This window comes from Streptomyces antibioticus (assembly GCF_002019855.1).
Lineage (GTDB): Bacteria > Actinomycetota > Actinomycetes > Streptomycetales > Streptomycetaceae > Streptomyces > Streptomyces antibioticus_B.
Window position 1 is genome coordinate 4,496,920 of the sequence record NZ_CM007717.1, and the last position, 13,255, is coordinate 4,510,174.

Genomic DNA, 13,255 nt, shown 5'->3' on the forward strand with positions numbered 1-13,255 from the left:
TCATGCATGCGATCACGATTCCCGAACCTGGTGGACCCGAGGCGCTGGTGTGGGACGAGGTCCCCGATCCCGTTCCCGGCGAGGGCGAGGTGCTGGTCGAGGTGGCGGCCGGCGCAGTGAACCGCGCCGACATCCTCCAGCGGCAGGGCCGCTACGACCCGCCGCCGGGCGCCTCCCCCTACCCCGGTCTGGAATGCTCCGGCCGGATCGCCGCGCTCGGCCCCGGGGTGTCCGGCTGGAGCGTCGGCGACGAGGTGTGCGCGCTGCTCTCGGGCGGCGGCTACGCCGAGAAGGTCGCCGTCCCGGTGGGGCAGCTCCTGCCGGTGCCCGAGGGCGTCGGCCTGGTCCGGGCCGCCGCGCTGCCCGAGGTGACCTGCACGGTCTGGTCGAACGTCTTCATGGTCGCCCACCTGCGCCCCGGCGAGACGCTGCTGGTGCACGGCGGGTCCAGCGGCATCGGCACCATGGCGATCCAGCTCGGCAAGGCGGTCGGCGCGCGGGTCGCGGTCACCGCGGGCACCAAGGAGAAGCTGGACCGCTGCGCCGAGCTGGGCGCGGACATCCTGATCAACTACCGCGAGCAGGACTTCGTCGCCGAGCTGAAGGCGGCCACCGACGGCGCGGGCGCCGACGTCATCCTCGACAACATGGGCGCGTCCTACCTCGACCGCAACGTCCGCGCGCTGGCCGTCAACGGGCGGCTCGCGATCATCGGCATGCAGGGCGGCATCAAGGGCGAGCTGAACATCGGCGCCCTCCTCGGCAAGCGGGCCGCGATCAGCGCGACCTCGCTGCGGGCCCGGCCGCGGGACGAGAAGACGGCGATCGTCGCGGCCGTACGCGAACACGTGTGGCCGCTGATCGACGCGGGCCGGGTGCGTCCCGTCGTCGACCGTGAGATCCCGCTGCCCGACGCGGCCACCGCGCACCGGGTCGTGGAGGAGAGCGGCCATGTGGGCAAGGTGCTGCTGGTCGCGCCGTAGGCCCCGTCCCGCCTGCCCCGCGGGGGCCCCTTCGGGCGACGACGGGACTGTGAGGACAGGGCCCTGGCGGCAGAGGCCGGGGCCCGGTGTCAGCCGCGGCGCAGCCGCAGGCCGGCGAGGCCGAGGGCGAGGCCGGAGCCGATGAGGACCAGCCCGCTGCCCAGCGGAAGGATCCGCAGCACGGGCCCCTCGGCGGCCCGCTGCCCCTGTGTGCCGGCCTGCCGCATGCCGCCGTCGCCGCCGTCCTCGGCGGACGGGGAGGCGACGGGGGCCACGGCGGCGTCGGGGACGGAGTCCGGATCGGCGTCGGCTTCGGCGTCGGGGTCGTAGTCGGGGTCGGACTCCGTGTCCGTCTCCGCCTGCGCCTCCCCCTCGGCTTCCACCTCGGCTTCCTCCTCCGCCTCTTCCTGCTCCGCGGCCTCCTCCTCGTCCGTCTGTTCTTCGTCGGCCTCACGCCCCGGCCGCATCCGGCCCTCCCCCGCGCGGCTGCCGGCGCGGTCGGGGGAGGGCGAGGCCGACGGCGAGGTGCTGCCGGACGCCGAGACGGACGGAGACGCCGATGCCGACACGGACGCCGACGGGGGCAGTGTCACCGCTCCGCACGACGCGCCCCCGGTGAACGGCGCCGCGACGATCACCCCCACCACGCACAGTCCCTGCCGCCATGGAGTCACGTCCGTGACCCCCTCCCGGTGTCCCGTCGCCCAGAAAAGACGCCACAAGCCTCACATCAGGGATATTCACCCGCATCCGGGACTGCGCCGAACGGAAGCCGGACGGAAGCCGGGACGGAAACGGTGGATCACCCTCCACAGGGGGCACCACGGTGATGAGGTGGACGCGTGCGAGAGAATGGCGGCATGGAGATGCCGAGGAACGATAGGTCGCCGGAGAACGCCCAGAGGATCCTGGTCGTCGGCCAGGACGGCATGGCGCTCGGCGGCGTCGACGCCGACGAGGACTCCCGTGAGATTCCGGTGACGGAGCAGGTCGAGCAGCCGGCGAAGGTCATGCGGATCGGCAGCATGATCAAGCAGTTGCTGGAGGAGGTGCGCGCGGCTCCCCTGGACGAGGCGAGCCGGGCCCGGCTCAAGGAGATCCACTCCAGCTCGGTGAAGGAGCTGGAGGACGGCCTGGCGCCGGAGCTGGTCGAGGAGCTGGAGCGGCTCTCCCTGCCGTTCAACGAGGACTCCACGCCGAGCGACGCCGAACTGCGGATCGCGCAGGCCCAGTTGGTCGGCTGGCTGGAGGGTCTCTTCCACGGCATCCAGACCACGCTGTTCGCCCAGCAGATGGCCGCGCGTGCCCAGTTGGAGCAGATGCGGCGCGCGCTGCCGCCGGGCGTCGGCGGCGAGGGCGGCGACGACCCGCGCACGGGCGGCCGTTCGGGCGGACCGTACCTCTAGGACGCCATACCTCCAGGACGCCATACCTCCAGGACAAGGAAAGGCCCGGCGGACGACCGCCGGGCCTTTCGCCTGTGCGGATCTGTCTAGCCCGGGTTGCCCGTCGACACGCTCAGCTCGATGTTCGGCATGCTCTCGGGGTCCACGTCCGTTCCGGCCGACGGGAACTGGTTCATGACCGCTCCCTCGCCGTACGTGTTCTCGTCCATGTACTTGATGTCGACGTTCCACCCCGCGGCCTGGTAGCACTCCTTGACCGAGTCGATGTACTTGAACTTGAAGTTCGGCATCCGGATCTTGTCGGGGTCGTTGTACGACTCCGTCGGCTCGGAGCACTCGGTCGACTCGATCGTCTTGGACGTGTCCGGGCCGCGGTACCCCGCCGCCTTCGTCGCCGACGCGGAGGCGCTGGTGTCGCCGCCCTTGCCGCCGCCCCCGTTGTCGGAGTCGTCGCCGTTGGCCGCGAGGCTGCCGATCAGCGCGCCGACCGTCACCACCGCGACCAGCACCGAACCGACGACGACCTGCTTGGTGCCCTTGCGCGGGCCGCCGCCCGGGGACACCGAGGTCGGCGGCTGCGGGCCCAGGTTGTACCCGGGAGGCGTGTGCGGGCCCTGCTGGTGGCCGTAGCCCGGCGTGGGCGTCTGGTAGCCGCCCTGCTGCGGGTAGCCGTAGGAGGGCGCCGGGGCCGGGGTGCCGTACGGGTTCGGGGTCGGGGGCTGCGGGTACGGCGTGTGGACGCCGTTCGCCGGCGGCGGGGTGCTCTGGCCGACCGGCGGGAACACCGCGGAGCCGACGCCCGATCCGCTCTGCGAGGGCACGCCCGGGACGATGCTCGGCGGGGCCGCCTGGAAGGAGGCCGCGACCCGCAGGCACTCCTCGCGCATGGCCTCGGCCGTCGGGAAGCGCTCGTTCGGGTTCTTCTTCAGCGCGCGGGCGACGAGCGCGTCCACCGCGGGCGGCAGCGCACGGTTGATGGAGGACGGCGCGACCGGCTCCTCCTGCACATGCGCGTACGCGATCGCCAGCGGCGAGTCCGCGTCGAACGGCAGCCGCCCGGTGACCAGTTGGAACAGCATGATGCCGACCGAGTACAGGTCGGAGCGGGCGTCCACCGCGCGGCCCAGGGCCTGTTCGGGCGAGAGGTACTGCGGGGTGCCGACGACCATGCCGGTCTGCGTCATCGAAGTGACACCGGACTGCATCGCGCGGGCGATGCCGAAGTCCATGACCTTGACCACACCGCGCTTGGTCATCATCACGTTGCCGGGCTTGATGTCGCGGTGGACCAGCCCCATCTCGTGGCTGATCTCCAGCGCCGCCAGCACGTCCGCGGTGATCTTCAGCGCCTTGTCGGCGGGCATCGCGCCCTGCTGCCGTACGTCCTCGTCGAGCACGGAGCCGAGCGGGCGGCCCTCGACGTACTCCATGACGATGTACGGGGTCGTCAGACCGCCGAGGTCGTCCTCGCCGGTGTCGAACACCGAGACGATGTTGGTGTGGGTGAGCTTGGCCACCGCCTGGGCCTCACGGCGGAACCGCTCGCGGAACGCCTGCTCACGGCCCAGTTCGGTGTGCAGTGTCTTGATCGCGACCTGGCGGTCGAGCACGCTGTCGTACGCCAGGTGGACCGAGGCCATGCCGCCCTCGCCGAGCAAGTCGCGGAGCTGATAGCGGCCGCCGGCGAGCGACCGCCCCGCGTACCGGCCCTGTGCGCCGTCCTGGCTCATGTTCTGCGTCCCCCGTTGGCCTCAGGCGTCGTTGAGTGTCGTTGCCGCCGTTGACTGCCGTTGATCGAAAGTGCTATTCCCGGCCAAGTCTGCCGCAGGGCCCTGACACGTCAAGCTCGGTGCCCGTTCCGTGACCCTACGAGAAAGAAGCGTCGCGGAAGCGTTACAGCGGGCGTACGGGCGGTACACAGAATTTGCACGCCGCCCCGGGGTACCGGTTTGATGACCGATCCGTCCCCCGGTCGGCGGTGGGGCTCGTCAGGGGATCGTCCCGGCCCGGCGCCTTGCGCCGAGGCTGTAGCGTGGCCGACGGAGACCGTGACAACACCGCGCGCACCGCGGGCAGAAACGACGGCGAGGACTGATGGCACAGCAGCAGCGCGCCCAGGGCCCGTCCGACCCCGAGGCGACTGGCGGCGGTATGTCGGACGCGCCGGAGAACTGGGGCAACGGCGGACTGGTCGGGGACGGCCGGTACCGGCTGACCCGCAGACTCGGCCGGGGCGGCATGGCCGAGGTGTTCGCCGCCGAGGACGTACGGCTCGGCCGTACCGTCGCCGTCAAGCTGCTGCGCGCCGATCTCGCCGAGGACCCGGTGTCCAAGGCCCGCTTCACGCGCGAGGCCCAGTCGGTGGCCGGCCTCAACCACCACGCCATCGTCGCCGTGTACGACTCCGGCGAGGACTTCGTGGGCGGCCAGAGCGTGCCGTACATCGTCATGGAGATCGTCGAGGGCCGCACCATCCGCGACCTTCTTCTCAACGCCGAGGCGCCGGGCCCCGAGCAGGCCCTCATCATCGTCTCCGGGGTGCTGGAGGCGCTCGCCTACTCGCACCAGCACAACATCGTGCACCGGGACATCAAGCCGGCGAACGTGATCATCACGCACAACGGCGCCGTGAAGGTGATGGACTTCGGCATCGCGCGCGCCCTGCACGGCGCGTCCACCACGATGACGCAGACCGGCATGGTCATGGGCACCCCGCAGTACCTCTCCCCGGAGCAGGCGCTCGGCAAGGCCGTCGACCACCGCTCCGACCTCTACGCCACCGGCTGCCTCCTCTACGAACTCCTCGCGCTGCGCCCGCCGTTCACCGGCGAGACCCCGCTCTCGGTGGTCTACCAGCACGTCCAGGACATCCCGATGCCGCCGTCGCAGACCTCGGAGGGCGCCTGCCCGCCGGAACTCGACGGCCTGGTGATGCGTTCCCTCGCCAAGGAGCCCGACGACCGGTTCCAGACGGCCGAGGAGATGCGCGGCCTCGTCCAGTACGCGCTCCAGATGCTCTACGACCAGGGCGGCCACACCGGCACCTGGAACACCGGTCCCGTCACCGTGCACGACGGCCGCGGGGCCGCCGGCGGCTTCGCGAGCACCACGGCGATGCCGCATCACGACGGCTCCAGCACCTCGCAGATCCCGCAGCCGATCCTGCCCATGGGCTACGGGGGCGGCGACGACGGCGGTTTCGAGGGCCACGGCAACAAGGGCAGCGGCCGCGGCAAGCTGTGGATCCTCGCCGTGCTCGCGGTGATCGCCGTCGCGGCGGGCGTCGCGCTCGCGCTGAACACCAAGACCACGGGCAACGGCGACGCCGACACCACGCCGTCGCCGACGACCTCGCAGTCCGCGAGCGACGACGGGGCCAGCGAGTCGCCGTCCGACGAGGCCACGGAGGACACCTCCGACGACACCTCGGACGGCGGCACGGGCTCGGACCCGGGCCAGAACTACTCGCCGTCGTACACGCCGTCCTACTCCCCCTCGTACACGCCGTCCCAGCCGACCACGAACGAGCCGACGGAGGAGCCGACGAATCCGGAGCCGTCCCAGGAGTCCCCGGACCCGCAGTCGCCCCCTCCGACCGACGGCGGGAGCGGTGACACGGAGAGCGGCGGGAACAGCGGTTCCGAGACCGGCGGGATCGCGGGACCGCTCACCAATCCCTGACCATTCATGGTCAGGCTGACCCTTCCCGTGACCTGGGTCACCGATATAACGTGCCGTTGTTCCGGCCCCCTGCAAGGCTGTGACCAGGAAAAGCTCCCGATTTCGCGATTTACTTGGAAATCCAAGCAAAAACGCAGGTCAGGAGGGGTTTCACAGAAATGTGGAGCACTGGGTAACGTGCCTTGTGCAGGGCGCTCGCCGGGGCACCTGTCACGCCTGCTCCCACCGTGCCGCACCCACCCTGTGCGTCGGTAGGGGTGCAGGTGAGCCGCACTGGCGCCCGGCGAACCCGGGTAGCCGGACCGACGGAGGAGCACACGTGACCGTGGAGAGCACTGCCGCGCGCAAGCCGCGACGCAGCGCCGGTACGAAGAGCACGGCCGGCAAGCGCACACCCGCGCGGAACACGCCGGGCACCGAGCCTCAGCTCGTACAGCTGCTGACGCCCGAGGGCGAACGCGTCAAGAACGCCGAGTACGACCAGTACGTCGCCGGCGTCACCCCCGATGACCTGCGTGGCCTGTACCGCGACATGGTGCTCACCCGCCGCTTCGACGCCGAGGCCACGTCCCTCCAGCGCCAGGGCGAGCTGGGCCTGTGGGCGTCGCTGCTCGGCCAGGAGGCCGCCCAGATCGGCTCCGGCCGGGCCCTGCGCGACGACGACTACGTCTTCCCGACCTACCGCGAGCACGGCGTCGCCTGGTGCCGCGGGGTCGACCCGACCAATCTGCTCGGCATGTTCCGCGGCGTGAACAACGGCGGCTGGGACCCGAACGGGAACAACTTCCACCTCTACACGATCGTCATCGGCTCCCAGACGCTGCACGCCACCGGCTACGCGATGGGCATCGCCAAGGACGGCGCGGACAGCGCGGTCATCGCCTACTTCGGCGACGGCGCGAGCAGCCAGGGCGACGTGGCGGAGTCCTTCACCTTCTCCGCGGTCTACAACGCGCCGGTGGTGTTCTTCTGCCAGAACAACCAGTGGGCGATCTCCGAGCCGACCGAGAAGCAGACCCGCGTGCCGCTCTACCAGCGCGCCCAGGGCTTCGGCTTCCCCGGCGTCCGGGTCGACGGCAACGACGTGCTGGCCTGCCTCGCGGTCACCCGGTGGGCGCTGGAGCGGGCCCGCCGCGGCGAGGGCCCGACCCTGGTCGAGGCGTACACGTACCGCATGGGCGCCCACACCACGTCCGACGACCCGACGAAGTACCGGGCCGACGAGGAGCGTGAGGCGTGGGAGGCGAAGGACCCGATCCTGCGTCTGCGCCGGTACCTGGAGGCGTCAAACCACACGGACGAGGGATTCTTCGCGGAACTCGAGGCCGAGAGTGAGGCGTTGGGCAGGCGAGTGCGCGAAGCGGTCCGCGCCATGCCGGACCCGGACCACTTCGCCATCTTCGAGAACGTGTACGCGGACGGGCACGCGCTCGTCGACGAGGAGCGGGCCCAGTTCGCCGCCTACCAGGCGTCGTTCGCCGACGAAGAGGGGGGAAACTGACATGGCGGAGAGCGTGACCACCCAGAACATGGCACTGGCCAAGGCGATCAACGAATCGCTGCGGCGCGCCCTGGAGGCCGACCCCAAGGTCCTGATCATGGGTGAGGACGTCGGCAAGCTCGGCGGCGTCTTCCGCGTGACGGACGGCCTCCAGAAGGACTTCGGCGAGAGCCGGGTCATCGACACCCCGCTCGCCGAGTCCGGCATCGTCGGCACCGCCATCGGCCTCGCCCTGCGCGGCTACCGCCCGGTGGTGGAGATCCAGTTCGACGGCTTCGTCTTCCCGGCCTACGACCAGATCGTCACCCAGCTCGCGAAGATGCACGCGCGCTCGCTGGGCAAGGTCAAGATGCCCGTCGTCGTCCGGATCCCCTACGGCGGTGGCATCGGCGCCGTCGAGCACCACTCGGAGTCCCCCGAGTCCCTGTTCGCGCACGTGGCGGGCCTCAAGATCGTCTCCCCGTCGAACGCGTCCGACGCGTACTGGATGATGCAGCAGGCCATCCAGAGCGACGACCCGGTGATCTTCTTCGAGCCCAAGCGGCGCTACTGGGACAAGGGCGAGGTCAGCACCGAGGCCATCCCCGGCCCGCTGCACAAGGCCCGCGTCGTCCGCGAGGGCACCGACCTGACCCTCGCCGCCTACGGCCCGATGGTGAAGCTCTGCCAGGAGGTCGCCGCCGCGGCCGCCGAGGAGGGCAAGAACCTGGAGGTCCTGGACCTGCGCTCGGTCTCCCCGCTGGACTTCGACTCGATCCAGGCGTCCGTCGAGAAGACCCGCCGTCTCGTCGTCGTCCACGAGGCGCCGGTGTTCTTCGGTTCGGGCGCGGAGATCGCCGCCCGGATCACGGAGCGCTGCTTCTACCACCTGGAGGCCCCGGTGCTCCGGGTCGGCGGCTATCACGCCCCGTACCCGCCGGCGCGCCTGGAGGAGGAGTACCTGCCGGGTCTGGACCGGGTGCTCGACGCCGTCGACCGTGCCCTGGCGTACTGAGGAGAGGGTCGTGACGACGATGACGGAAGCGTCCGTACGCGAGTTCAAGATGCCGGACGTGGGCGAGGGCCTCACCGAGGCCGAGATCCTCAAGTGGTACGTCCAGCCCGGTGACACGGTCACCGACGGCCAGGTGGTGTGCGAGGTCGAGACGGCCAAGGCCGCCGTCGAGCTGCCCATCCCGTACGACGGTGTGGTCCGCGCGCTGCACTTCCCCGAGGGCACCACGGTCGACGTGGGCATGTCCATCATCGCGGTGGACGTGTCCGGCGGCGCGGCCGAGGCCCCGGCGCCCGCTCCGGAGGCGGCCCCGGCCGCCGCGCCGGCCGTCGAAGAGCCGAAGTCCGCGGGGTCCGGCCGTCAGCCGGTCCTCGTCGGGTACGGCGTGGCCGCGTCCTCCACCAAGCGCCGCCCCCGCAAGGGTGCGGAGATCTCGGCCCAGGAGCCGGCCCAGCAGCCGGCCGCGGCCGCCGTCCAGGCCGAGCTGAACGGCCACGGGCCCGCCCCGGCCGCCGCCCCGACAGGCGCCCCGGCAGGCAAGGACCGTCCGCTGGCCAAGCCGCCGGTGCGCAAGCTCGCCAAGGACCTGGGCGTCGATCTGACGACGGTCAGCCCGACCGGCCCGGACGGCATCATCACCCGTGAGGACGTCCACGCGGCGGCGGCCCCGGCCCAGGCGCCCGCGCCGGTCGCGGCCCCGCAGGCGGCCGTGCCCGCGGTGTCCGCCCCGGTCCCGGCGCCGGCCGCCTCGTACGACGCGGTGCGGGAGACCCGTATTCCGGTCAAGGGCGTCCGCAAGGCGACGGCGGCGGCGATGGTCGGCTCGGCGTTCACGGCCCCGCACGTCACGGAGTTCGTGACGGTCGACGTGACGCGCACGCTGAAGCTCGTCGAGGAGCTGAAGCAGGACAAGGACATGCAGGGGCTGCGGGTCAACCCGCTGCTGCTGATCGCCAAGGCCCTGCTGGTCGCCATCCGCCGCAACCCGGAGATCAACGCCTCCTGGGACGAGGCGGCGCAGGAGATCGTCCAGAAGCACTACGTCAATCTGGGCATCGCCGCGGCCACCCCGCGCGGTCTGATCGTGCCGAACATCAAGGACGCGCACGCCAAGACGCTGCCGCAGCTCGCCGAGTCGCTGGGCGAGCTGGTGGCGACGGCACGGGAGGGGAAGACGTCCCCGGCCGCGATGCAGGGCGGCACCGTCACCATCACCAACGTCGGTGTCTTCGGCGTCGACACCGGCACGCCGATCCTCAACCCGGGCGAGTCCGCGATCCTCGCGGTCGGTGCGATCAAGCTCCAGCCGTGGGTCCACAAGGGCAAGGTGAAGCCCCGTCAGGTCACCACCCTGGCGCTGAGCTTCGACCACCGTCTGGTCGACGGCGAACTGGGCTCCAAGGTCCTGGCCGATGTGGCGGCGGTGCTGGAACAGCCCAAACGCCTGATCACCTGGGCCTGAGCCCGGCAGGTGCCACACAGGAGCCGCGCACTCGATTCCGGGTGCGCGGCTCCCGTGCGTCGTCGTGCGGACTACGCCGGCACGTGCACCGTCTCCACCCGGCTCGCCACCAGCCGCTCGCGCTCCCGGCGGGCCGCCCGGCCGCGCAGCCGCAGGATCTGGCTGACGCCGAGCGCCTGGAGCAGGAAGACGCAGGAGAAGGCGATCGTGTAGTCGCCGCCGGTCGCGTCGAGCAGGACGCCGATCAGGAACAGGGTGGTCATCGAGGCGACGAAGCCGCCCATGTTGGTGATGCCGGAGGCGGTGCCCTGCCGCTCGGGCGGGTTCGCCGGGCGGGCGAAGTCGAAGCCGAGCATGGAGGCCGGGCCACAGGCGCCGAGCACCACGCACAGCGTGATCAGCAGCCACATCGGGGCGGGCCCGCCGGGGTGGGCCAGGGTGACGGCCCACACCAGCGCGGTCGCGCCGACCGTGCCCAGGGCCAGCGGCAGCCGCGCCTCGTGGTGCCGGGCGACAACCTGGCCGTAGACCAGGCCGAAGACCATGTTGGACAGCACGACCAGGGTCAGCAGTTCGCCGGCCGTGGCCCGCGACAGGCCCTGGGCCTCCACCAGGAACGGCAGGCCCCACAGGAGCAGGAACACCATCGCCGGGAACTGGGTGGTGAAGTGCACCCACAGCCCGAGCCGGGTGCCCGGCTCCCGCCAGGACGCGGCGATCTGACGGCGGACGTAGGCGGCGCCGTGGTGCGGGAAGGGCTCCGGCTCATGGCCCTCGGGGTGGTCCTTGAGGAAGAGCACGAGCAGGACGAGGACGACCACCCCGGCGAGCGCGCTGCCCGCGAACGCGGCCGTCCAGCCCACGCCGTGCAGCAGCCGGGCCAGGACCAGCGTGGAGACGAGGTTGCCCGCCATGCCCGCCAGCCCGGCGAGCTGCGCCACCAGCGGCCCGCGCCGCGCCGGGAACCAGCGGGTGCCCAGCCGCAGCACGCTGATGAACGTCATCGCGTCCCCGCACCCGAGCAGCGCCCGCGAGGCGAGCGCCGTGCCGTACGAGGGGGAGAACGCGAAGCCCAGTTGTCCGGCCGTGAACAGCACCACGCCGATGGTCAGCACCTTCTTGGTGCCGAGCCGGTCGACGAGCAGCCCGACGGGTATCTGCATGCCCGCGTAGACCAGGAGCTGGAGGATCGAGAAGGTCGACAGGGCCGAGGCGTTCACCTGGAAGCGGTCGGCGGCGTCGAGCCCGGCCACGCCCAGCGAGGTGCGGAAGATGACGGCGACGAAGTAGACCGAGACGCCGATCCCCCAGACGGCCACCGCGCGACGCCCGCCGGGCGGATCACCCGGAAGAGTGAATTTCGGGCCGGTTCCGCCGGCGCTCACCGCACCTCCCCGCGGGCCAGGTGCGAGAACCAGCCGATGTGCCGGTGGACGATCCCGACCGCCCCCTCGGCGTCGCCGGAGCGCAGCGCCTCCAGGATCTCCTCGTGCTCGGTGAGCGTCTTGGCGATCCGGTCGGGGTGGGAGTGCAGCACCGCGACGCCCATCCGGAGCTGGCGGTCGCGGAGCTGGTCGTAGAGGCGGGCGAGGATCTCGTTGCCGCCGCTGCGGACGATCTCGGCGTGGAAGCAGCGGTCGGTGACGGCGGCGCCCGCCAGATCACCGGCGGCGGCCTGCTCCTTCTGCCGGGCCAGCAGCTCCTCCAGGCGTCCGATGAGCCCGGCGGGGGCGGGGACGGCCTTGCGGGCGGCGTGCTCCTCGACCAGCAGCCGGGTCTCCACGACGTCCGCGATCTCCTGCGCGGAGACCGGCAGCACCAGGGCGCCCTTCTTCGGGTAGAGCCGGATCAACCCCTCCGCCTCCAGCCGCAGCAGCGCCTCGCGCACCGGGGTCCGCGAGACCCCCACGGCCTCGGCGAGTTCGCCCTCGGTGAGCAGCACACCGCCCTCGTAACGGCGGTCCAGGACACCCTGTTTGACGTGCGCGTACACACGGTCGGCGGCGGGCTGCCGCGGGGGAGACGCGGGGGGTGCGGGGGTGGGTGCGGGCGGAGCGGAGGACGGCATGCCCACAGGATAGATACAACACGTACGCAAGGGCGGGAACCATCCAGCATGCGGGACGCGTGAAGGGGGGGAGAGGGGTGGCCTTCTCGAAACCGGGCCCAGCGGACGCACAACCTTCTGTGCTAGTTACGTGTCACACACCTGCGGCCCCACTTGCTTTCCCCCCTCAAACTCGGCCGCACTCCAGGGGCATTCGACATTAATCGGGGTATTTCAGTTGATAACCGCCACCAAGGGCATCCGGATCCGCAGAGCAGCCACCGTCGCCATGACGGCCGGGGCCGTGCTCGCGGGCGGAGTCCTCACCGCGGCGCCCGCGCAGGCAGTGGCCACGCCCACCATCGCGGCGAAGACCGGCTACCTGATGAACAACGCCAACAGCGCCAAGCTGTACGGCAAGGGCATGGACACCAAGCTGTCCACGGGATCCACCACGAAGATCATGACCGCGGCGGTCGTGCTGTCGCAGTCGAACCTCAACCTGGACGCCAAGGTCACGATCCAGAAGGCGTACAGCGACTACATCGTGGCGAACACCGCGTCCTCCGCGCGCCTGATCGTGGGCGACAAGGTGACGGTCCGCCAGTTGCTCTACGGGCTGATGCTGCCGTCCGGTTGTGACGCCGCGTACGCGCTGGCCGACAAGTTCGGCACCGGTTCGACGCGCGCCGCCCGGGTGAAGAACTTCATCGGCAAGATGAACACCAAGGCGAAGTCCTTCGGCATGACGAACACCAAGTTCGACTCGTTCGACGGCATCGGCAACGGCTCGAACTACTCGACCGCCAAGGACCTCACGAAGCTCGCGAGCAACGCGCTGAAGAACGCCAACTTCCGCGCGATCGTCAAGACGAAGTCGTACACCGCCAAGACGATCACCAAGACCGGCACCACCCGCACCATGGCCGCCTGGGTCAACACCAACACGCTGCTCAGCAGCTACAGCGGCACCATCGGCGTGAAGACCGGCTCCGGCCCGCAGGCGAAGTACTGCCTCGTCTTCGCCGCCACCCGCAACGGCAAGACCGTCGTGGGCACCGTGCTGGCCTCCACCTCGGCGTCGGTGCGCGCCTCGGACGCCACGAAGCTGCTCAACTACGGCTTCGCCAAGCTGGGCTGACGCCCCGGCGCCCGGGCGCCGCACCACGGAACGGGCCCGC

Annotated in this window: 11 protein-coding genes; 7 read left to right on the plus strand and 4 right to left on the minus strand. The window is 71.2% G+C overall.

Going from position 1 to position 13,255, the window contains the following annotated elements; all coding sequences use genetic code 11:
* Positions 1 to 2: 2 nt before the first annotated feature.
* Positions 3 to 983 carry an NAD(P)H-quinone oxidoreductase gene (locus tag AFM16_RS20310; protein WP_078634182.1) on the plus strand — a complete coding sequence of 327 codons (981 nt, stop codon included), beginning with the start codon at positions 3 to 5 and terminating at the stop codon, positions 981 to 983.
* A gap of 89 nt (positions 984 to 1,072) precedes the next feature.
* On the opposite strand, the gene AFM16_RS20315 is transcribed toward AFM16_RS20310, so the two are convergent.
* Positions 1,073 to 1,657 carry a hypothetical protein gene (locus AFM16_RS20315; protein WP_245177747.1) on the minus strand — a complete coding sequence of 195 codons (585 nt, stop codon included), beginning with the start codon at positions 1,655 to 1,657 and terminating at the stop codon, positions 1,073 to 1,075.
* 186 nt (positions 1,658 to 1,843) lie between these two features.
* On the opposite strand from AFM16_RS20315, the gene AFM16_RS20320 reads away from it, so the two are divergent.
* Positions 1,844 to 2,389, plus strand: coding sequence for a bacterial proteasome activator family protein (locus tag AFM16_RS20320; RefSeq protein WP_030781549.1), 546 nt, complete (start codon positions 1,844 to 1,846; stop codon positions 2,387 to 2,389).
* A gap of 86 nt (positions 2,390 to 2,475) precedes the next feature.
* On the opposite strand, the gene AFM16_RS20325 is transcribed toward AFM16_RS20320, so the two are convergent.
* On the minus strand, positions 2,476 to 4,119 hold the full coding sequence (locus AFM16_RS20325; RefSeq protein ID WP_078634184.1) for a Stk1 family PASTA domain-containing Ser/Thr kinase: 1,644 nt from the start codon (positions 4,117 to 4,119) through the stop codon (positions 2,476 to 2,478).
* A gap of 364 nt (positions 4,120 to 4,483) precedes the next feature.
* Between AFM16_RS20325 and AFM16_RS20330 the strand changes: the two genes are divergently transcribed.
* From AFM16_RS20330 to AFM16_RS20345, 4 genes are all read left to right on the plus strand, one after another.
* Positions 4,484 to 6,070, plus strand: a complete 1,587-nt coding sequence (locus AFM16_RS20330; RefSeq protein ID WP_078634185.1) for a protein kinase domain-containing protein — start codon at positions 4,484 to 4,486, stop codon at positions 6,068 to 6,070.
* A 319-nt stretch (positions 6,071 to 6,389) separates the two neighbouring features.
* Entirely contained in the window at positions 6,390 to 7,571 is a 1,182-nt protein-coding gene (pdhA, locus tag AFM16_RS20335; RefSeq protein ID WP_030781556.1) for a pyruvate dehydrogenase (acetyl-transferring) E1 component subunit alpha, read from the plus strand.
* 1 nt (position 7,572) lies between these two features.
* A complete protein-coding gene (locus AFM16_RS20340) occupies positions 7,573 to 8,565 on the plus strand; it encodes an alpha-ketoacid dehydrogenase subunit beta (RefSeq protein WP_030781559.1) in 993 nt (330 codons plus the stop codon).
* Positions 8,566 to 8,575: 10 nt separating this feature from the next.
* Entirely contained in the window at positions 8,576 to 10,027 is a 1,452-nt protein-coding gene (locus tag AFM16_RS20345) for a dihydrolipoamide acetyltransferase family protein (RefSeq protein WP_078634186.1), read from the plus strand.
* A gap of 71 nt (positions 10,028 to 10,098) precedes the next feature.
* Here the strand turns inward: AFM16_RS20345 and AFM16_RS20350 are convergent, their stop codons facing one another.
* Both AFM16_RS20350 and AFM16_RS20355 read right to left on the minus strand, forming a co-directional pair.
* Positions 10,099 to 11,346 (minus strand): MFS transporter, encoded by a 1,248-nt coding sequence (locus AFM16_RS20350; protein ID WP_037874726.1) that lies wholly within the window; start codon positions 11,344 to 11,346, stop codon positions 10,099 to 10,101.
* A gap of 62 nt (positions 11,347 to 11,408) precedes the next feature.
* Positions 11,409 to 12,095 (minus strand): GntR family transcriptional regulator, encoded by a 687-nt coding sequence (locus AFM16_RS20355; protein ID WP_078637029.1) that lies wholly within the window; start codon positions 12,093 to 12,095, stop codon positions 11,409 to 11,411.
* A 217-nt stretch (positions 12,096 to 12,312) separates the two neighbouring features.
* Between AFM16_RS20355 and AFM16_RS20360 the strand changes: the two genes are divergently transcribed.
* Positions 12,313 to 13,215, plus strand: coding sequence for a D-alanyl-D-alanine carboxypeptidase family protein (locus tag AFM16_RS20360; protein ID WP_245177748.1), 903 nt, complete (start codon positions 12,313 to 12,315; stop codon positions 13,213 to 13,215).
* Positions 13,216 to 13,255 lie beyond the last annotated feature (40 nt).